The following is a 20,416-nucleotide window of genomic DNA, read 5'->3' as shown; positions in this document are numbered from 1 at the left end:
CGACCTCAGCAGGCCTTGGACGCGCGGTAGGTGTTGCGTCCCGCCGCCACGAACAGCGCGTCGAGGACTCGGGCCTTGCCCGGCGCCACGGAGTAGCAGCTGCCGTCGAAGTCGGCGATGATGTCGGCCTTGCGCTCGACCGTGCTCGACCCGCAGTTGCGGAAGACGAGAGCGCGCTGGCGCAGGACGCCCTCGGGTCCGAGGGTGGCGCCGGTGGCCACCTCCTGGGCTCCGCACGCGTAGTTCCCGGCGCTCACGTACTGTCCGTTCGCGACCTCGGCCGCGGAGGCGGGCGTCGCGACAGCGACGACGCCGACGGAGGCGATGGCGCCCGTGAGGGCGAGGGTGGCAAGAGTTCGTCGAAGAGTCATGGTCGTTTCTCCTTCTGCTTCTCGGTCCCTTCACGCTGGCACCGGTCCGCCGACGAGCGCGAGGAACCTGGGAGCCTTCACACCGGGGGGCCAGACCGGTGCGGGGAAGTGCTCCCGAACGGGGCGAAAGGGTCGGAACCGGCGGGGCGGACGATCAGGAACGGGCCTCTCCTACGCCTCCTGAGCGCCTCGATCCGCCGCCGATGCGGTCGCCGAGCCGCCGACCGTTCCGTCCGTGCGGCGTCGTCCCTCCGTCGTCCCGCGACTGGCGCGCATCGACGGGTCGTCCGGCCGGTCCTCCGGCTAGCGTTGCAGGCACACCCCCCGCCGACCCGGACCGCTCCGCCGACCTCGTCGGTTCGCGGTCCCTGCACGAGGAGCCCCCGTGTCCCCCGACGATTCAGCAGTACCCCCCTCTCGAACTCCCGGCCTCCGGCGGCGCGCCGTCATCGGCGGCGCCCTCACGGGTGCTCTCGCTCTGGGCGCGGCGACGCTCCCGGCCGCCTCCGCCTCCGCCTCCCCCGTGCCCGGCCTGCCCGGGGAGAGGACCCGCACGATCAACGTGAGGACGAAGAACCGCGGCGTGCTCTACGACGTCCTCACGGTCTCGATCGCGGGCGACCTCGCGCGGATCTTCGTGCCGCAGACGGTGAAGCCGCGGCAGGCCGCGGCGGTACCGGTGATCTGGTTCATCCACTCCGCGCAGGCCGACCACACCTCGCTGTCCAGCGTCTTCGCGTACCCGGCCGAGCTCGCCGTCGAGCGGGGCGCCATCGCGATCTGCCAGACGCTCGGCGGAACGATCTGGACCAACGACACCGCGCAGAAGCACCAGCGGAACGGCTACGCCTACCTCTCCGGCCAGTTCACGATCGCCGCCAGCTACCTCTGGGCGATGTCGGCCGGCGGCGCGCTCGCGTGCGAGGACTACGGCGCGCGAGTCTTCCCCGGCATCAACGGCGTCTACCTGGTCAACGGCGTCTACGACCTCCGCGACACCCACGACCGCACGACGCGGGGCCGCTTCTCGATCGGCGGTGCCTTCGGCGGCAGCACCGCTCAGATCGACTCCCACAACCCGAAGCGGCTGCCCGCCTCCGCCTGGGCCGGCGCGAACATCCGCGCGGTGGTGTCCGACACGGCCCACCCGGACCCGAGCGTGCCGCCGGCACTGCACGGGCTCGCCCTCGTGAAGAAGGCGACGGCCACGGCCAGGGAGGCGACCGTCCGGACGCACGCGCTCGGCCACAACGCACCGTCGTGGGTGAACCAGGACGGCATCGATGCGATCTTCCGCTGGCACGCCGGGCTGGCCGCCGCGCCGGCGCCGTCGGCGACGCCGACCCCGACGAAGACCCCCGTCGTCCGCCCGTCCACCGCGGGCCGCTGGGACTTCGACCAGGCGGACGCTCCGTACGCGGGAGGGTCGGGGTCCCCGTTCCGACCCCGCTGAGCGGTCAGGACGCGACGGCGTCCCTCGGGATGCGCTGACCGTCACGGGCCCGCGGCGGGAGCGCTCGGCCGCAGTGAGACCGGGCCTACGTCCCCTCCGCGGAGTTCCGCGGCGCCCTCTTCCGGACAGGGCCGCTAGAGGACATTGTCAGCGGCGGGACGGCCGTGCCACGGTTCGAGGACGGCCGATGAGGGCCGTCCCGATCGAAGGCAGCACATGCGCTCCAGCACCGTCCCTCGTCCGCCCGCCGTCGAGGACGGCACGTCGCAGCCGCGGGATCCAGGAGCGGCGCGGCGGCTCCGGCGGGGTCTGCTCGGGTTGACCGCGGCCGTCGCGCTCCTCGTCGGCACCGCCGTTCCTCTCGCGGCGGTCGCCGCTCCGTCCGCCCCTGTCCTCGGGGTGGCGGCCTGGGGAAGCGGCACCGACGGGAAGACCACGGTCCCGGCCGGGGTCGAGGGTGTCCTCTCCCTCGCCGCGGGCCGGACCCACAGCCTCGCCGCGAACGGCGACGGCGGGGTCGTCGCCTGGGGCCGCGGGTCGTACGGGCAGACCAGCGTCCCCGACGGTCTCACGGGGGTCGTCGCGGTCACCGCCGGCGACTACAGCAGCCATGCGCTGAAGAGCGACGGGACCGTCGTCTCCTGGGGCTACGACGGCGACGGGCAGGTGTCGAGGAGTGCCGCGCTGACCGGGATCGTCGCGATCTCGTCCTCCCGCGACAACAGCCTCGCGCTCGGCAACGACGGCACCGTCACGTCGTGGGGCAGCAACGGGCTGGGCGAGGGCCTGGTCCCGGCCGGCCTCGGAGGCGTCACGGCCATCGCCGCGGGCCAGCGCCACAGGCTCGCCGTGTCCGGCGGAAGGGTGGTCGCCTGGGGCTGGGACCTCTACGGGCAGACCGACGTCCCCGCGGGGCTCGAGGGCGTGGTGGCCGTTGCGGCCGGAGAGACCCACAGCCTCGCGCTGAAGGAGGACGGCACCGTCGTCGCCTGGGGCGCGAGCTCCGATTCGGTCGTCGTCGACTACGGCCAGACCACGGTGCCGGAAGGCCTGTCCGGGGTCGTGGCGATCGCCGCCGCATCCGACTACAGCCTCGCGCTGAAGGGCGACGGCACGATCGTCGGGTGGGGCCGGAGCTCGGCCGGGCAGCTGCAGTTCCCCGCCGGCCTCGCCGGCACGACGGCTCTCGCAGCCGGACCCGATCACGTGCTCGCCCGGGGCCCGCGTCCCGTCCTGACGGCGGACGCTCCTCCCGCGTCCGGGCCGCTCGGAGCGGCCGCCTCGTACACCTTCGCGGCCGACCGCCCCGCCTCGTTCGCGATCGCCTCCGGCTCCCTCCCCGACGGCCTGACCCTCAGCGCGTCCGGGCTCCTCTCCGGCACGCCGACGACCGCGGGGACGTCCACCTTCGCCGTCTCCGCGCGGAACCCCTTCGGCTCCACCGTCGGGGCCTCGCACACGTTCGCCGCGGCGGAGACGACGGTCGCGCCGACCCTGGCCGGCGACCCGCCCGCCGCGACGGTGGGCACCCCGTACGACTTCGACTACAGCGTGACGGGCACACCGGCGCCGACGGTCTCGCTCGTCTCCGGAACGCTCCCCGCCGGCCTGAGCCTCGATGATCGTGGCGGCCTGACCGGGACGCCGACGACCGCCGGCCGCTCCACCTTCACCCTGCGGGCTCAAAACGCTGCGGGGAGCGCGGAGACCACCAGCACCGTCGTCGTCTCCCCCGCCGCCGCTGCACCGGCGATCTCCGGCACCCCCGGGCCGGGCGTCGTCGGCACCCCCTACGACTTCGGCTACACCGTCTCGGGCTTCCCCGCGCCGTCGGTGGCCGTCTCCTCCGGTGCGCTCCCGTCCGGCCTCACCCTGACTCCGGCCGGGCGCCTGACCGGGACTCCGTCCGCGCCGGGCACCTTCACGTTCACGCTGACGGCCCGCGCCGGCACCGCCTCCGCGGAGACCACCAGCACCGTCACCGTCTCGTCGCCGACGGTCGCGCCGACCCTCTCCGGGACGGTCGCGGCCGGCGTCGTCGGCTCGGCCTACGACTTCCGCTACGCGGTGAGCGGCACGCCCGCTCCGTCGGTCTCCCTGGTCTCCGGCGCACTGCCCGCCGGGCTCACCCTCGACGCGACCGGGCGCCTCTCCGGGACGCCGACCACGGCCGGGACCACCACCTTCAGCATCCAGGCCGCGAACTCGGCGGGCACGGCTCGGGCGACGAGCACGCTGACGGTCTCGCCGAAGCAGGTCGCGACGAAGGCCGATCTGCGCGTCTACCTCTCCGGGCCGGCCTCGGCGGTGAAGGGGAGGACGCTCACCTACGCCCTCATCACGACGAACGCCGGTCCGGTTGCGTCTGGGTCGGTCTTCTCGCAGGTCGTCCTGCCCGCGGGTGTGCAGTTCGTCTCGGCGACCGGCTCGTACACCAGGGTCGGGAACGTCGTGGTGTTCCAGCGGGCCGGCCTGGCGGACGGGCGGACCGTGTCGGAGAAGATCACGGTGAGGGCGGCCGTCTCGGGCACGGCGACCGCGCTGGCGGCGGCGTTCTCGACGAAGACGCCCGACCCGTCCATCCGCAGCAACGCGGACACGACGAGCACGACGATCCGCTGACCGCGGGAGCGTGACGGCGGGCGGTCCCTCGCGGGCCGCCCGCCGTTCTCGGTGCGGGAGCGTCGAGGTCCGCCGCGTCCGCGCCTCGTCTTCGACCGCTAGCCGGCCCGAGGGCGGTAGAAGCGCACGACCGGGAGGGCAGCCGTCGGAGCCTCGCGCACGACGATCTCGAGGCGCTGGATCAGGGCCGGGACGGTCGGCGTGGTCTCGAGCCGGCACTCGAGCTCTCCGTCGCGGCCCGGCAGGAGGAAGGCCGCCTGCGCCGCGGAGGCGCTCCAGAGCAGCCGCTCCACCAGCGGCCTCGCGGTCGGGTCCTCGGCGAGCCCGCCGATCTCCGCGATCGCCGTGGCGAGGCGGCGGGCGCGCACGTCGGCCGGCACATCGCTCAGCAGGTTTGGGCTGAACAGGGCGCCGCTGCCCGGCTCCCCCGCCCGGGTGAGGTCTCCCGCGACGATCGCGGCCTCGACGGCGGCGGCCGCGGCGAGCGTCCACGGGAGGAGGGTGATGGTCCGCGCCGGAGGAGCGGTGTCCTCGAGGGCGGCGCGGAGGAGTCCCGTCGCGGCGGCGGCGAGCTTCGCCCCGTTCGCGGTCGCGAAGACCACGGCCCCCAGGCCCGACTCCAGATGCCACCGCATGTTCGACGACCAGCCCGGCAGGCCGCCGGAGTGGTGGGCGATCCCGCCGAAGCGGACGTCGTGCTCGACGACGAGGCCGAACCCGTACGCGGAGCCGTCGAGCGTGCTCTCGACGGCGCGAGGGCTCAGCGCGGGGACCGGCGTCCAGCCGCGCTGCATCTCGCGGCGGGAGGCACGGCTCAGCACCGGGTCGTCGTCCGCGCCGTCCTCGCCCTCGAACGCGGAGGAGAGCCAGCCGCTCCAGCGGGCGATGTCGCCGACCGTGCTGAACATGCTCGCGGCGCAGGCGCCCGCTCCGGTGCCGGTCACGGGGCGGGGCACCCAGGTCGCTCCGTCGTCGAAGGTGCTGAAGCCGGCCGCCAGGTCGGTGCCGTCGGGGTAGTCGCCGCTGTCGTAGCGGGTGTCGTGGAGGCCGAGCGGCTCGAGGATCGTCCGCGTCGCGAAGGACGGGAAGTCCTCCCCGGTCACGTTCTCGACGAGCACGCCGAGCAGCCAGAAGCCGATGTTCGAGTACTGGTAGACCTCACCCGGCCGCTCCGTGAAGGTCAGCCCGCGGCCGACGACCTCGAGGAACTCCTCCCGCGTCAGAGCCATGACGTCGTCGGCCCAGCCGTTGTCCTCCGGGAGACCCGAGCAGTTGCTGAGGAGCATCCTGACCGTCACGGGCAGCGGCAGGCCCGCGGAGTCGAGCGGGTCGGTGAACTCCGGCACGTGGTCGGCGACGCGGTCGTCGAGGCGGAGCAGCCCGCGGTCGCGCAGGATCAGCACCGCCGCCGCCTCGAAGCTCTTCGACATGGAGGCGATGCGGTGCACGGTCCCGGGCCCGGGAGCGGCGCCGTCGAGGCGGTGCTCGCCGCGGCCGTGGTGGGCGAGCAGCCCGGTGCGGTCGAACAGGGCCCAGCTCACCGAGGGGGCCGGCGGCGCCTCCCCGTCGAACCACCGGGCCAGCCGGTCCTGGAGCGGCGGGGAGAGGAGCGTCGGCGGAGGGAGCGTCATGCCCTCATCCTCCCGCACGCGGCACAGGCCGCCGCGGTCCTGCGGGTCACCACGGGAGGACGCCGTCGGGGCTCAGCCAGTCCGGGCGGCTCCCCTCGACCGCGTCCAGGACGTCCTCCTGCGGGCCGGTCGCCGGTCTCCGCGGCGACGATGATCCGGTCGTCGACGGGAGCGGAGGGACCCGCCGTGCATCCGGCGAGCATCCCGATCAGCAGCACTCCCCCGGCGATGCGCGCCCCCCTCGGACCCGTCCGCTCACCGTCGAGCGTCGCGGCGATGGCCGCTCCGGCGGGCTGACGGGTCCCGGCGAGAGCCCGGAGCGACTGCCGTCACCTGCGAGCCGGACGAGGAACTTCTCAGGTCCTCTTGCGTGTCGCAGGCGCGGAACCTAGTTTTGTCGAACCGGTTCGAAGCACTGTTGCTCCGACCCCGGACCGACGCCCGCCGTCGTCCGGCCGGCTGTCCCCACAGAAAGTGACCAGCGTGACAACGATGTCCTCCCCGAGGCGCGGCACCCGCTCCCTCGCCCTCGCGCTGAGTGCCGCGACACTCGCCGCCCTCGCCGTCGCTCTCCCGAGCGCCGAGTCCGCCTCCGCGGCCGACACCTCCGTCCCCGCCGACGCGCTCATCCTCCAGTACGACTTCGAGCAGGGGCAGGTGTCCGGATCCACGGTCGCCGACCTCTCGTCGAAGAAGCTCGACGGCACCGTCGTCAACAGCGCGAGAGCGACGTACGTCGCGGGTCGGAAGGCCGGTACGACCGCGATCGACCTTCCCGGGGGCGCGGCGGACTCGACCTCCGCGCCGTACCTGACCGTGCCGAACGGGCTCTTCCAGGGCGTGACGCAGACCACCGTCTCCGCCTGGACGAAGTGGTCCGGCACCGGAGGCTTCCAGTGGCTGTGGTGCCTGGGCATCAGCCCCGACGCCGCGTCGGCCTTCGCTCCGTCGTTCGACGGCGGCAGCGCCCGCGCGATCATCAAGCAGCTGAAGGACGGCGGCGAGACCGGAGTCTCCAGCTCCTCGCCGCTGCAGAAGGACCAGTGGGTCAACGTCACCGCGACGATGGACGGCACGACCGTGACCCTGTACCTCAACGGTCTGCAGGTCGCGACGGCTCCCGCCTCCGTCGACCTCGCGAAGCAGCTCTACTCCGCCTCCGCCTCCAAGAGCGGCAACATCGGCCGGGCGCTCTGGAACGTGCACCCCTACTTCGACGGAGCGATCGACGACTTCCGCGTCTACAACCGGGCTCTGACCGCCGCTCAGGTCCGGGGTCTGGCGGGCGACGCCGCGCCGGCCGTCACCGGCGTTCTCTCGACGAGCGTCGCGGTCACCACCGGCATCGGCGTCGCGCCGGCCCTGCCGGGGGTCCCCGCCACCTACTCCGACGGCGTGAACCGCGACGCCCCGGTCACTTGGGAGAGCGTCCCCGCCTCCGCGTACGCGAAGCGCGGCACCTTCACCGTGAAGGGCACCGTCATCGGCCTCGGCACCGCGGTCACGGCGACCGTCACGGTGCGCGCACTCGACGAGATGACCATCGACCTCGGCGCGAGCACAGGGGAGTTCATGGGCGGCGCGTCCGGCACCCTCTACGGGGTCTACGGCGAGGGCCTCCCCTCCGACAACCTCCTCGAGGGGATCGACCTGCGCACGGTCTCGACCAAGGCGCAGGACGGGCCGCAGCATCCGGGCGCGGACGCGCTGAGCGTCGCGAAGGCCGTCGCCGACACCTCGGACGGCGACACCTACATCTACATGACGGACATCTACCGCGGCTTCCCCTACGAGTGGCCGGGCAGCACTCCCCAGGAGAAGCTGGCCGACTACCAGGCGAAGATCGCCACGCAGGTCGACCAGGTGCTCGCGCTCCCCGAGGAGTACCAGGACAACATCGTGTTCGTGCCGTTCAACGAGCCCGAGGGCAACATGTTCGGCAACGGGAAGTGGAGCTACGACGGGAAGAGCTGGCTGGAGGACCCGACCGCGTTCTTCGCGGCCTGGGACAGCACCTACGCGCTGATCCGCGACAGGATGCCCGACGCCCGCATCGCCGGACCGAACACCAGCGTCCTCTACAACCAGGTCCGCGGGTTCATGACCCACACGCTCGAGCAGGACACCGTCCCCGACGTGATGACCTGGCACGAGCTGAGCGCCCCGGGTGAGATCCGCACCAACGTCGACCGCTTCCGGGCCTGGGAGGACGAGCTGTACGCGGGCACGTCCTACGCCGGGAAGCACCTGCCGGTGAACCTCAACGAGTACGCCTTCAACTACCACACCTCCGTGCCCGGCCAGATGGTCCAGTGGATCAGCGCGCTCGAGGACAAGAAGGTCGACGGCGACATCGCCTACTGGAACATCGACGGCAACCTCTCCGACTCCGCGGTGCAGGCCAACCGCGCCAACGGCCAGTGGTGGCTCCTCAACGCCTACGCCTCGATGACCGGCGACACCGTCGCGGTCACACCGCCCAAGCCCGGCCAGAGCTACACCCTCCAGGGCGTCGCGACCCTCGACACCGCGGCCAAGCAGGCGAGAGCCCTCTTCGGAGGCGTCGGCGGCTCGCAGAAGGTCGCGTTCGAGCGCATCCCGGCCGCCACCTTCGGCTCGAAGGTCCACGTGGAGGTCAGCGAGATCCGCTGGACCGGCCAGGTCGGCGACTCGGGAGCCCCGCAGACGGTGAAGGAGTTCGACGCGTCCGTCGTGGACGGCGCCCTCTCGCTGGACTTCGGCGGATCCCTGCCCGCGCTCGACGTCGACTCCGCCTACGAGGTCGTCCTGACCCCGGGCGCCAACGCGTCGTCGCCGTCCGCCTCGCCCGTCGACTTCCGCCAGAAGTACGAGGCCGAGGACGCCCGCTACACCGGATCGCGGAACCTCAACGGACCCGAGGGCTCGCCGACCAACGTCGGCGGCTTCTACACCTCGGGCGGACGCAACGTCGGCGGGATCCGCACCGGCGGCGACCTGAAGCTCGACTTCGCGGTCACCGTCCCGAAGGACGGCGAGTACGACCTCAGCGTCTTCGCCAACTCCCTCAACACCTACGCCGCCAACGCCCAACAGGGTCCGATCAACGCGTTCCTGCGCGTCGACGGCGCTGCGGAGCAGGAGATCCTCCTTCCGCTGGCCTACAAGTTCGTGGTCTGGGACCACGCGGACACCAAGGTGAAGCTGACCGCCGGCACCCACACGATCTCGCTCGCCGCGAAGAACCTCGCCGGCACGAAGTCGACCGTGGGCGACGCGATCGTCGACAAGATCGAGCTCTCCCTCCCCAGCGCGGCCGCCGCGACCTCGATCCACGAGGCCGAGACCGGCACGCTCGAGAACGGAGCGACGGCCGACTACTCCCGCGCCGGCGTCTCCGGCTCGGGCACGGCGACGCTCACCAGCGGCGCCTCCACCACCGTCTGGGGCTACTCCGCGAAGGACGCGCCGTCCTCCGTGACCGTGGACACCCTGGGCGGCGGCACCGGCGACCTCTACGTGAACGATGTGAAGGTCGGGCCGGTGGGCGCGAGCTCGACCCGTCAGGTCTTCCTCTCGGGCGGCGTGAACAAGATCGAGGTCGTCGGCACGAGCGGCACGCTTCTCGTCGATCGGATCGTCATCGGAGCGAGCGCGAACCCGCCCGCGACGACGAGCTATGAGGCGGAGGCGGCCACGATCACCGGCCCCGCCACGGTCCGCGACCTGTCCTTCGCGTCGGGCGGCAAGGCCGTCGGGAACATCGGGGGCGGACGCGACGGCGACTCGACCCTGACCTTCGGCGACGTGAAGGCCGAGCAGGACGGGACGTACGCGCTCACGCTGCGCTACTCCAACGAGGAGCAGTCCCCCGCGACGCACTACAACCCCGACCCGCTCGCCCGCCACGCGGACATCACGGTCAACGGAGTGACGCAGCGCGTGCTCTTCCCGCACACGTTCCACCAGAACCAGCTGTGGGACCTGAGCGTGCCGGTCACGCTCAGGAAGGGCTCGAACACCATCGCGATCACCTCGAAGGAGCTCCCGGGCTTCGACGGGACGACCTACCTCTCCGACACCTTCCCCGGCGTCCTGCTCACCTCGCAGTACGCGCCCAACATCGACAGGATCTCGGTCACGCCCTTCGTCGGGCGGACCACGAGCCTGACGGTGACCGGCACGGCGGCCTCGCGCTGCACCGCGGGGAAGGTCACGATCACGGGGACGGCGACCAACACCAGCGCGGTCGCCGCTGACATCACGATCGGCTCGGCCTGGGGCACGAAGACCTTCACCGGGGTCGCTTCCGGCAAGACGGTCTCGGCCGCCTTCAGCACCCGCGCTGCGAGCGTCGGAGCCGGCGCTCTCGACGTGCGGATCGCGGGGACGGTCGACGGCGCTGCGGCGAGCGGATCCACGGCACCGGCCTACGGTGCGGCGCGCTGCGGCTGATCCGTCCAGAACGCCCTGACGCGGCCGGGCACCTCGTGCGCCCGGCCGCGTCGGCGTGTCGTCGGGACCGGAGGTTCCCCGACGGGGACGAGCGCGCCGTGGACGAGCAGAGCGCCGGAGCCGCAGCGTCCGGTCCTCGGGCCGCGGACGCGGCGCCCGAGTTGCGTGCGCCGCGCCGCACTGCCACTCTCGACACGGTTCGAGCGGGGGTGGAGATGGCCACGATCGGAGACGTCGCGAAAGCGGCAGGGGTCTCGCGCAGCACGGTGTCGTACGTCCTCTCCGGCAAGCGCAGCATCTCCCCCGAGACGCGCAAGCGCATCGAGGACGCGATCGCCGAGCTCGACTTCACGGTCAACGCCGGAGCACGGGCGCTCGCGACGCGCCGCACCATGGCGCTGGGCCTGCTCGTCCACTTCGACCCGGACGAGTTCGCGCCCGCGATGGTCGAGTACGTGCTCCCCATCACGGCCCGCGCCCGCGAGCTCGGCTACGACGTGCTGCTGGCCACCGAGGCCGACGGGGCGGCTGCCGTCCGCCGGCTCACGCGCTCCGGTCAGGTCGACGGACTGATCCTCCTGAGCGTCGCGGACGACGACGACCGGCTGCCCGTCCTGCGCGCCTCGCGGAGGCCCGGTGCCGCCCTCGGGGTGCCCGCGGACGCCTCCGGGGTGGACGTCTTCGACCTCGACTTCGGCGACGCGGCCCGCCTGCTGATCGAGCACCTGGGCACCCTCGGGCATCGGAGCATCGGTCTCGTCACCCCTCCTGAGCGCGTCTTCGACCGCGGAGGGACCTACGGGCTCCGGTTCCGCGAGTCGGCTCTCGAGACCGCCGGTCGGCTCGGGATCGAGCTGGTGCTGCGCCCGGCCGCCACCGCCGCCGACGCCGTCGAGCCGATGGTCACGGCGTTCCTCGACGACCACCCCGGTCTCACGGCGCTGGTCGTCCACAGCGACCGGACCATCGCGATGCTTCCCGCGATCCTGGGCCGACGCGCTGTCGCCGTGCCCGGGCAGCTGTCCGTCGTGAGCCTGTACTCGGCCGAGTTCGCCCGCGACTTCTCGCTCCCCTACAGCTACGTCGAGACGGGTGCCGCCGAGCTCGGCGCGCACCTGGTCGACACGCTCGTCGAGCGGATCGAGCAGCCGTCCCGCGGCGAGGAGCCGTCGATCCGCCTCCTGCCCGCGCGTCTCGTCGACCGCGGGAGCGCCCGCGCGGTCTGAGGACCGCTCCGGAGCCCCCGAGGCCCTGTCAGAATCGCGAGGCGACCTCGTAGAGGACCTCGTCGTCGCCCGCGTAGACGCCCTCGCGCCGCGGCCAGTGCGCGATCACGTCCGTGAAGCCGAGCTCCTCCGCCCGGCCGGCCATGTCCTCGAACCGGGCGACGCTCTCGAGGGAGTAGTCGCTCCCGGAGTCGAGCGAGAGGTGGCGCTCGACGGTGCGCGGATCGCGCCCGGCCGCCTCGAGCGCCGCGTCGAGCCGCCGGGAGAGGGACGCGACCGCCCGCCACCACTCCTCGCTCGACACTCCCTCCGGGCCGGTGGTGACCCAGCCCTGCCCGCGCTCGGCGACGAGCGCGAGGCCCTTCGGCCCGTTCGCGGCGAGGACGAACGGGACGCGGGGGCGCTGCACGGGCTCGCCCACCATGCGCGCCGAGCGGGCGGTGAACCACTCCCCCTCGAGGTCCACTCCGCCCGAGCCGGGCTCCTCGAAGCGCAGCAGCGCGTCGAGGGCTGTGACGAACTCGGTGAAGCGCTCGTGCCGCTGCCGGGGCGAGTAGTCGGGCTGCCCGAGCACGCGCGCGTCGAAGCCCGTGCCGCCCGAGCCGACGCCGAGGATGGTCCGACCGCCCGAGATCTCGTCCAGCGTCGCGATCTCCTTCGCGAACGGCACCGGGTGGCGGAAGTTCGGGGAGGCCACGAACGTGCCCAGGCGGAGCGTCTCGGTCACCATCGCGGCAGCGGTGAGGGTGGGGACGGTCGCGTGCCACGGCTGGTCGGCGAGGGAGCGCCAGGAGAGGTGGTCGTAGGTCCACGCGTGGTCGAAGCCCAGGCCCTCGGCCGACTGCCACTTCCGGCGGGCCTCGGCCCACGGGTCCTGCGGGAGGATGACGATGCCGTGTCGCATCGTCCGAGTGTACGAGCGCCGTCGGGTCAGAGCGCGGCGGGCGGCACCGGGGGCGGATCGGGCACCTCGTCCACGACCGAGCGCGGGACCATCAGGGTCGGCATCCGCACGCGCAGGCGCAGCGGCTCCCGCTCCGACGCGCCGAGCAGCTCGCGGGCGGCGCTCCGCACCTGCCGGGCGAGCGCCGGGTGCACGGCCCCCGGATCCTCGAACGCGGCGACCAGCTCGCGCAGCACTCGGGTGGTGCTCCGCGGGTCGCCGTCCTGCCTGGGCATCGGATCGGCCCCTCACTCTCGGCACGGCCGTCAGGGTCCCGGCGGTGCAGCGGATGTCTCGCGCCGACGGTAGGGCCGGGGACGGCGCCGTGGCACTGAGGTTGACAACGGGAGGACCCGGCGGATCGCGGTGCGCGGGGTGCGATCCGGGCGAGGGCGGTCCTGCTGGGGATCGACGGCCACCGCCGGGAGAACCCGCTTCCCACGATCGCGCCCGTCCGGTCGCGGCTGCTCTCGGGGCGTGATCACGACGACGGAGCGGGTGGACGACTGGATCGAGGGCTGATGCCGTGCACGCGGCGTGCAGCGCGTCCGCGAGGACGGAGCATGGCTGGTCGATGTCGGAGCGGAGTCGCGCACGCGGGAGCGGATCCTGGTCGATCCGTCGCCCTCCGCGCTGCAGGCCGGCGCCGAGCGGACGGCCGGGCCCCGGGAGTGGATGACGGTCATCGGCCTGGGCGACGACGCCCGCCTCGCGCCCGCCGCCGGGCTGGAGCTCGTCGCGGGCGACGAGAGCCTGATGGCGGCGCTCCTCGGCCCGGGCAGCACCGCGGAGGGAGCCCTGCTCGAGGGAGCCCTGCTCGCGGGAGCCGTGCTCGAGGCCGCCGACGGAGTGGCGAGCGTCCGGCTGCTGGTCGACGGAGTCGTCGCCGCTCAGGGCACCGCCGCCGTGCACGGGACGGTCGCGGTCCTGGACCGGATCGAGACCGATGCGCGGTTCCGCCGACGCGGGCTGGGACGGCGGGTCGTCGACGCCCTCACCGCCTGGGCCCGGTCCGAGGGTGCACGGAGCGGTCTCCTCGTCGCCAGCACGGACGGCCGCGCCCTCTACCTCACCCTCGGCTGGGAGGTGGTCGCGCCGGTGCGCATCTGGCGCGGGGCCGCACTCCGAGATCCGGAACAGGGCTGCGCGGCCGCCGGGCGATGATCCCCCGCCGTACGGCCCTCCGGGAGCGAACGTCCGCCTGAGTACGGAATCCCGCGCAGCGCATACAGGCGGCGGAGAACGGCGGAGCAGCCGTGAAGCGGCCGCCCGCCGATCTGTATTCAGCCGATAACACCACCCTCGAAAGAGGGACGCCCGCTATCGCTCTAACGGCCTTGTCCGAGAAGCGGATCATCCGCTTCTCGGACTCGTGTCACCGCCCTCGGGTCGTCAGCCGAGTGCGCCCTTCTCGGCCGAGTAGAGCTGCTTCACCTGCTCCGCGGTCAGCGCCCGGTCCCACACCCGCAGTCGGGCGAGGGAGCCGGCGAAGCGGTTGATCATCGTGCCGTCCCGGCCGACCGCTCCGACCACGAAGTCGCCCGGAGCCGCGTTGAGGCCGTCGGGGTAGACGTAGGGGTTCTTGGCGTAGGTCGCGCCGAGCTTGTCGGTGTACACCGGGTACGCGGTGGCGGCGCCGTCGAGGTACGAGACCGTGACTGCGCCGTCGTACGTCCCGACGTGCAGCTGCCACACGCCGCGCGTGATCCGGCGGGGCTCCACCGAGTAGTCGCGCGAGTACGGGTAGCCGGGCGTCGGCCCGCCGAGCTTCGAGACGTGCATGCACACGCGCTCCCAGCCGCCGTACTCGGGGAGGTTGTTGAACAGCGCGTAGGAGCGCAGCGGCCCGACCGTCGACTCCTCCCAGACGCCCGCGATGCAGGCGCCGTCCGCGTCGGAGTTGAGCACCCACACCGCGATCGTCACCTGGCCGGTCGAGGCGCCCAGGTTGAGCGGGCCGACCTCGTCCTTGGGGACGACCAGGTGGTCCGTCGTCCCGTTGAGGGCGACTCCGGTGCCGAACGGCGTGGCGACGGCGCGGGCGGAGGAGCCCGCACCCTGCCGGAGCGCCGGAGCGCCCGCGACGGCCGAGGCGAAGGGGGCGGCGCTCTCGGCGAAGGACCACTCCGCGATCGGCGTGGGCACGGTGACCGTGGGGACCGGAGCGGCGTCGCCGACCACGAACGCGTCGAGGATCAGGTTGGTGCCGCTCGAGGAGGGATTGCGGCCGCTTCCGCGGCGGATGGTCACCGTGTGCGGCCCGGCCGCGAGCTGTCCGCTGCTCCAGACCGTCTGCTTCGACCGCGTCGCGGCGCTGTATCGGTCGACGGACGCGACCGTGACTCCGTCGAGCTCGACGTCGTTGATGCCGGACGAGCCGGTGAGGCGGCTGATCCAGCTCACACTGGTACCCGTGAAGGCGAGGGTGGCGGAGGCGTCCGCGGTGGTCGAGTAGGCGATGCTGCCGCCGCTGTCCGTGCTCGCCTTCAGCGTCGACCAGGTGCCGGTCGTGACGATCGGGGCGGCGCCGTTCTCGTAGGTGCCCGCTCCGGGCAGGGTCGTCGCCGGCGGAGGCGTCGCGTCGCCGACCACGAAGGAGTCGAGCAGCAGGTTGCTGCCGGTCGAGGCCGGATTGCGGCTGCTCCCCCGGCGGATCGTCAGCGTGTGCGGCCCGGCCGCGAGCTGTCCGCTGCTCCATACCGTCTGCTTCGAGCGGGTGGACGCGCTGTAGCGGTCGACGGAGGCGACCTTCACGCCGTCGAGCTCGACGTCGTTGATCCCGGAGGACGACGTGAGTCGGCTGATCCAGGCGATGCTCGTGCCGGTGAAGGCGAGCGTCGCGGAGGCGCCGGAGCTGGTCGAGTAGGCGATGCTCCCGCCGCTGTCCGCGGTGGCCTTCAGCGTCGTCCAGGTGCCGGTGGTGACGATCTGCGCGGCGCCGTTCTCGTAGGTGCCCGCGCCGGGAAGCGTGGACACGGGTGGCGTCTCGGGCTCGGGCTCCGTCTGCGGCACGGGGCCCTCGGCGATCCAGCGCTGGAAGGTGTCGAGCATCTCCTTGTTGGTGAAGCTCGGGACCTTGTGCCCGTCGGTGCCCTCCCCCGGGTGGGTGCGGACCGTCGCCTCCTTCGCCAGGGGCAGGGCCGCGGCATGGAGGGCGGCGCCGTGCAGGGCGAACGGCACGACCTTGTCATCGGGCGATCCGGTGATCCTGAGCCGCGCACCGCGCCACACCGACGCGGGCAGCCGCGCCGGGTTGGTGGCGGCGATGGCCGCGGCGTCGGCGTACTCGGGGCCGATCCGGTCCGGTTCGCTCGCCGCCCGCTCCTCCATGTCGTAGGAGCTGTTGCAGAGGTACGCGCCCCGGATGTTCGGCACCATCCGCTTCCCGTAGGCCCAGGTCAGAAGCGGCCCGCCCCCGGAGTCGGAGCGCAGGAGGCTCGCGTCGATCCGCCACACCGACGAGGCCCAGGCGGCGACAGCGGCCTGGATCTCGATCGCCCGCGGGCTCGACCAGATGCTGCCGCCGTAGGTCGGGCAGATGCTGACGATGCCGCGGTCCACGGCGAGGTCGGCCGAGTACGCGAAGGCGCTCGAGAGCGCCGTGTGGGTGCCGTTGCGGGCGTGGTAGTACCAGAGCATCGATGCGCCCCTGGTCTGCGACGGAGGTGTCGCGTGCGGCACGAACAGGCGCGCCCGGTCCCCCGCGACGACGACGTCGATGATCTCGTAGCGCTTCCCGCCCGTCTTCGACGTGGCGGTGGACAGGCGCGAGACCTCGCCGGGCAGTCGGGGCACCGCGGTGAGGTCGCCGGCCGCGAGGGCCGGCGTCGCGAAGGCGATCGCGCCCGCGCCCGCGACGGATCCGGCGAGGATCGTGCGGCGGGAGAGAGCGGAGAGGGCCTTCGCGCCCGATCGGGAGCCGGTGCGGGAGGAGTCGGCGGAGTCGCCGACGGCAGTGTCCTGAGGAGTCACGGAAGAGAGAGCCTTTCCGATCGTCACCGTTACTGGTACACCGATCGAAAGAGGAGGAGAAGGCGTTCAGTGAACGAGCGGCAGTGCTCGCGCTGCTGATGCGGATCGCCTTCTCCTCGAGAAGGAAAGGGAAGCCGGATCAGGCTAACAGAGGGGATGAGAAAGGGTTCAGTATTTCTACCCACCGCTTTATCAACGGGAAGAGGACTCGCCAGTAATCGCTTATCCGGTCGGTTATCGTCCCTTTTCCGGTGACACGACGCGTGCCGGACACCGCCGTCTGGCAGGATGCCCCCGTGTCGGAGACGGGTCGGCTGCAGCGGGGCGGCGCCCTCTCCGTGCTCCTCGTGTTCCTCCGCCTCGGGCTGACCTCGTTCGGCGGGCCGATCGCGCACCTCGGCTACTTCCGCGAGGAGTTCGTGGTGCGCCGCGGCTGGCTGACCGATCGCGCGTACGCCGACCTCGTCGCGCTGTGCCAGTTCCTCCCCGGACCCGCGTCCAGCCAGGTCGGGATGGCGGTCGGCCTGCAGCGCGCAGGACTCGCCGGACTGGTCGCCGCGTGGTGCGGATTCACGCTCCCCTCGGCGATCGCGCTGGTCCTCGTCGCCGGTCTCGTCGCTGGTGCGGGCGACGTCGCCTCCGCCGGCTGGCTCCTGGGCCTCCAGGCGGCGGCGGCCGCGGTCGTCGCGCAGGCCGTGCTCGGGATGGCGCGCTCGCTCGCACCGGACCGCCGACGCGCGACGATCGCCGGTGCGGCGGCGGTCGCCGTGCTCCTCGCCCCGGAGCCCGCGCTGCAAGTGGCGGTGATCGCGGCGGCGGGCCTGGCCGGCGTCCTGTGGCTGCGCGGCGAGGAGGCGGCTCCGGACGAGGGCTCGGGCTTCGCGGTCCGGATCCCGACGGCGCTCGCGGTCTCGGCCCTCGCCCTCTGGGGGCTCCTCCTGGCCGGCCTCCCCCTGCTCGCCGCTCTCACCGGCGAGGGAGCGGCGGGTCTCGCCTCCGTCTTCTACCGCGCGGGCGCTCTGGTGTTCGGGGGCGGCCACGTCGTGATGCCTCTGCTGGAGGCGCAGACGGTCGGCGCCGGCGCGGTCGGGCAGAGCGAGTTCCTGGCCGGCTACGGCGCGGCGCAGGCGGTGCCGGGCCCGCTCTTCACCTTCTCCGCGTTCCTCGGTGCGGTGGGCGCGGGGACGCCGGACGGTGTCGCGGGGGCGGCGATCGCGCTGGTCGCGATCTTCCTGCCGGGCGCTCTGCTCGTGGTCGGCGTGCTCCCGTTCTGGCAGCGGCTGCGGCACCTGCCGGTCGCGCAGAGGGCGCTGGCCGGCGTGAACGCCGGCGTGGTGGGACTGCTCGGCGGCGCCCTCTACGACCCGGTGCTGACCGAGGGCATCGGCTCGACCGGCGCTCTGGCGCTCGCGATCGGCGCCTTCGTGGCGCTGACGCGCTGGACCGTGCCCCCGTGGATCGTCGTCCTCGCCGCCGCGGGCCTCGGCGCCCTGCTCCTCTGACTCCCTCCGGGGACGACGATCCGGACCAGCCCTGGCAGTCTGGACGCATGAGGGCTCGGGGGACGACAGCGGCAGTGGCGACGACGGCAGCGGCGGGGCTCCTGCTGCTGGGCGGGTGCACCGCCGGCGGCGGGGCCGAGGCGGGCGCCACGGCGTCCGCGCCCGCCTCGCGGACGCCGAGACCCGCCATCACCGACTTGATCACTCCGAGCCCGACCCCCTCCGCTCCGGCGACCGCCGAGCCGGTCGGAACCGTCGTCGACGCCGGGCCGGTCGGCGAGGGAGTCCCCGCCACCGTCTCGGGCACCGGCCCGGCCGACGTGTCGTTCCAGCGGCAGGGCGAGTTCGCGGTCGTCCTGAGCCTGGACTGCTCGGCCTGCACCGGCACGGCGATCGTCACCGCCGCGGGCCGGATGACGCCCTTCGGCGAGGCCGCCGCCCCGATGACGGGGTCGTTCCTGACCGGGATCTTCCGCGACGACCCCGTCGAGCAGCAGGTGATCGTCCGAGCCGACGGGCCGTGGACGCTCGGCCTGCAGAGCTGGAACGACCTCGCGACGGTGAGCGGTGCGCAGTCCGGCACCGGCCCGGCCGTCCTGTTCTTCTCCGACGACGTCCCGCGCGTGACGGTCGACTACACGCCCGCGGGTCCGGACGACTCGTTCTCCGGCCGCGTGTTCACGACCTCCGATCAGCCGCAGCTGTTCGGCGACTCCGTCGCCTTCTCCGAGGTGTTCGAGGCCGACCTGCCCGGCGTCATGGCCGTCCAGACCGAGGGGACCTGGACCGTCACGCCGACGCCCTGACCCGGGGTCGCGTCGCGCCGGCCGCGGAGTCGGGGAACGGGCGCCCCTCGGCCCAGACCCGCTGCACGCGGAGCGATGCGTCGAGCAGGACGACGTCGGCGCGGTACCCGGGGGCCAGCAGGCCGAGGTCGCCACGGCCGAGCACGCGGGCGGGAACGGCGGTGAGGGCGGCGACGGACGCCTGCAGCCCGAGCCGGCCGGGCCCGACGGCCCGCCGCAGGGCCTCCTCCTGCGTGAGCGTGGATCCGGCGAGCACAGCGGTGCCCGCGAGCCGGGCGACTCCGCCGAGCACCTCGACGTCGAGCGGGCCGAGGCGGTGCGCTCCGTCGCCCGCCCCGGCCGCCGCCATCGCGTCGGTGACGAGCGCGATCCGCCCGGGAGCCGCCGCGAACGCGAGCCGCACCACCTCGACGTCCACGTGCCGGCCGTCGAGGATCAGCTCGAGCGCGACCCGCTCGTCCCCCAGGGCCACCGGGATCGGGCCCGGGGAGCGGTGGCCGATCCCGGGCATGGCGTTGAACGCGTGCGTGACCAGCCGGGCTCCGCGGTCGAACGCTGCCCGCGCCTGGTCGGCGTCCGCCTCGGTGTGGCCTACCGCGACCACCGTGCCGGCGCCGGCGAGCCGCTCCACCGCGGCGAGGGCTCCCGGCAGCTCGGGCGCGAGCGTGATCTGCGCGAGGCGTCCGCGGGCGGCGTCCAGCAGCCGGCCGACCGCGCCGGAGGAGGGGTGCACGAGAGCCGCGGGGTCGTGCGCTCCCCTGCGCGAGGGCGCGAGGAACGGGCCCTCGAGGTGCGCGCCGAGCACGAGCGGGTCGGTGACCGCGAGGGCCGAGACCGCGTCCAGAGAGGACTCCAGCTGCTCCAGCGGCGCCGAGACCAGGCTGACCAGCGAGCGCGTGGTGCCGCGGGAGCGGTGCAGCGCGAGGCCCGCGCGGATCGCCTCCGCTCCTCCGTCGAAGCCGTGACCGCCCCCTCCGTGCACATGGAGGTCGAGGAAGCCCGGGACAGCGGTGAGGCCCCGCGCGTCGTGCAGCTGCGCCCCCTCCGCCTGCGCCTGCCAGCCGGTGCCGGTGCCGGTCGCCGTGATCGCGCCGTCCCGCGCGAGGAGCCAGTGGTCCTCCACCGTCCCGGCCGCGTCGACCTTCCGTGCGCTGTGGATGATCAGCGCGGCGTGCGCCATGCGGTCGTCTCCTGGGTGTCGTTTCCGGATCGGCGGGGACTCCGCCCCCTCCCGACGATGGCACAGCCCTCGCCGGTCGCGCCGGTCCGACACCGATCACTGCGCCACCCCGAACGCATTCCGCGCCTCCGCGTCACGAACAAGGACCTCACGCGTCTCCTGTGCATGCCTGCCCTGGACCCCCGAACCCCCGCCCCCCGCCTCGCCGCCATCAGGACGGCGGCCAGCTCGAGTCGGCGGAGGGCGAGGTGCTCGTCGAGGCCGAGCCCGTAGCAG

13 protein-coding genes are annotated in these 20,416 nt (G+C 73.4%); 7 read left to right on the top strand and 6 right to left on the bottom strand.

The features are described from left to right. Nucleotides 1-5: 5 nt before the first annotated feature. Entirely contained in the window at nt 6-371 is a 366-nt protein-coding gene (locus C5C82_RS03325; protein WP_104222056.1) for a hypothetical protein, read from the bottom strand. Between the two features lie 385 nt (nt 372-756). Between C5C82_RS03325 and C5C82_RS03320 the strand changes: the two genes are divergently transcribed. Both C5C82_RS03320 and C5C82_RS03315 read left to right on the top strand, forming a co-directional pair. Next, nucleotides 757-1,824, top strand: a complete 1,068-nt coding sequence (locus C5C82_RS03320; protein ID WP_104354595.1) for a hypothetical protein — start codon at nt 757-759, stop codon at nt 1,822-1,824. Between the two features lie 216 nt (nt 1,825-2,040). Further along, a complete protein-coding gene (locus tag C5C82_RS03315) occupies nt 2,041-4,446 on the top strand; it encodes a putative Ig domain-containing protein (RefSeq protein WP_104354594.1) in 2,406 nt (801 codons plus the stop codon). A gap of 98 nt (nt 4,447-4,544) precedes the next feature. Here C5C82_RS03315 and C5C82_RS03310 read toward each other — a convergent pair whose 3' ends face one another. Then, nucleotides 4,545-6,077 (bottom strand): serine hydrolase, encoded by a 1,533-nt coding sequence (locus C5C82_RS03310; RefSeq protein ID WP_104354593.1) that lies wholly within the window; start codon nt 6,075-6,077, stop codon nt 4,545-4,547. A gap of 492 nt (nt 6,078-6,569) precedes the next feature. Between C5C82_RS03310 and C5C82_RS03305 the strand changes: the two genes are divergently transcribed. Both C5C82_RS03305 and C5C82_RS03300 read left to right on the top strand, forming a co-directional pair. After that, nucleotides 6,570-10,511: a LamG-like jellyroll fold domain-containing protein gene (locus C5C82_RS03305; protein ID WP_104354592.1), complete on the top strand. Its 3,942-nt coding sequence runs from the start codon at nt 6,570-6,572 to the stop codon at nt 10,509-10,511. Between the two features lie 215 nt (nt 10,512-10,726). Beyond that, nucleotides 10,727-11,737: a LacI family DNA-binding transcriptional regulator gene (locus C5C82_RS03300; protein WP_104354614.1), complete on the top strand. Its 1,011-nt coding sequence runs from the start codon at nt 10,727-10,729 to the stop codon at nt 11,735-11,737. 28 nt (nt 11,738-11,765) lie between these two features. Here the strand turns inward: C5C82_RS03300 and C5C82_RS03295 are convergent, their stop codons facing one another. Then, on the bottom strand, nt 11,766-12,641 hold the full coding sequence (locus tag C5C82_RS03295) for an LLM class flavin-dependent oxidoreductase (protein WP_104354591.1): 876 nt from the start codon (nt 12,639-12,641) through the stop codon (nt 11,766-11,768). A gap of 26 nt (nt 12,642-12,667) precedes the next feature. Further along, nucleotides 12,668-12,916, bottom strand: a complete 249-nt coding sequence (locus C5C82_RS03290) for a hypothetical protein (RefSeq protein ID WP_146078454.1) — start codon at nt 12,914-12,916, stop codon at nt 12,668-12,670. 301 nt (nt 12,917-13,217) lie between these two features. On the opposite strand from C5C82_RS03290, the gene C5C82_RS03285 reads away from it, so the two are divergent. Further along, nucleotides 13,218-13,844, top strand: coding sequence for a GNAT family N-acetyltransferase (locus C5C82_RS03285; RefSeq protein ID WP_219814821.1), 627 nt, complete (start codon nt 13,218-13,220; stop codon nt 13,842-13,844). 228 nt (nt 13,845-14,072) lie between these two features. On the opposite strand, the gene C5C82_RS03280 is transcribed toward C5C82_RS03285, so the two are convergent. Then, complete coding sequence (locus C5C82_RS03280) at nt 14,073-16,652, bottom strand: LamG-like jellyroll fold domain-containing protein (RefSeq protein ID WP_104354590.1); 2,580 nt, start codon at nt 16,650-16,652, stop codon at nt 14,073-14,075. A gap of 296 nt (nt 16,653-16,948) precedes the next feature. Between C5C82_RS03280 and chrA the strand changes: the two genes are divergently transcribed. Further along, nucleotides 16,949-18,154, top strand: coding sequence for a chromate efflux transporter (chrA, locus tag C5C82_RS03275; RefSeq protein WP_258065915.1), 1,206 nt, complete (start codon nt 16,949-16,951; stop codon nt 18,152-18,154). Nucleotides 18,155-18,228: 74 nt separating this feature from the next. Then, nucleotides 18,229-18,960, top strand: coding sequence for a hypothetical protein (locus C5C82_RS03270; protein WP_104225243.1), 732 nt, complete (start codon nt 18,229-18,231; stop codon nt 18,958-18,960). On the opposite strand, the gene C5C82_RS03265 is transcribed toward C5C82_RS03270, so the two are convergent. After that, nucleotides 18,944-20,140, bottom strand: coding sequence for an N-acetylglucosamine-6-phosphate deacetylase (locus tag C5C82_RS03265; protein ID WP_104292080.1), 1,197 nt, complete (start codon nt 20,138-20,140; stop codon nt 18,944-18,946). The two genes, C5C82_RS03270 and C5C82_RS03265, sit on opposite strands and share 17 nt — an antisense overlap. Nucleotides 20,141-20,416 lie beyond the last annotated feature (276 nt).

Source organism: Rathayibacter sp. AY1D5 (assembly GCF_002932515.1).
In the GTDB taxonomy this organism is placed as follows: Bacteria; Actinomycetota; Actinomycetes; order Actinomycetales; family Microbacteriaceae; genus Rathayibacter.
Note: the sequence above shows the minus strand (reverse complement) of the source record. Positions and strands in the feature narration are given on the sequence as shown.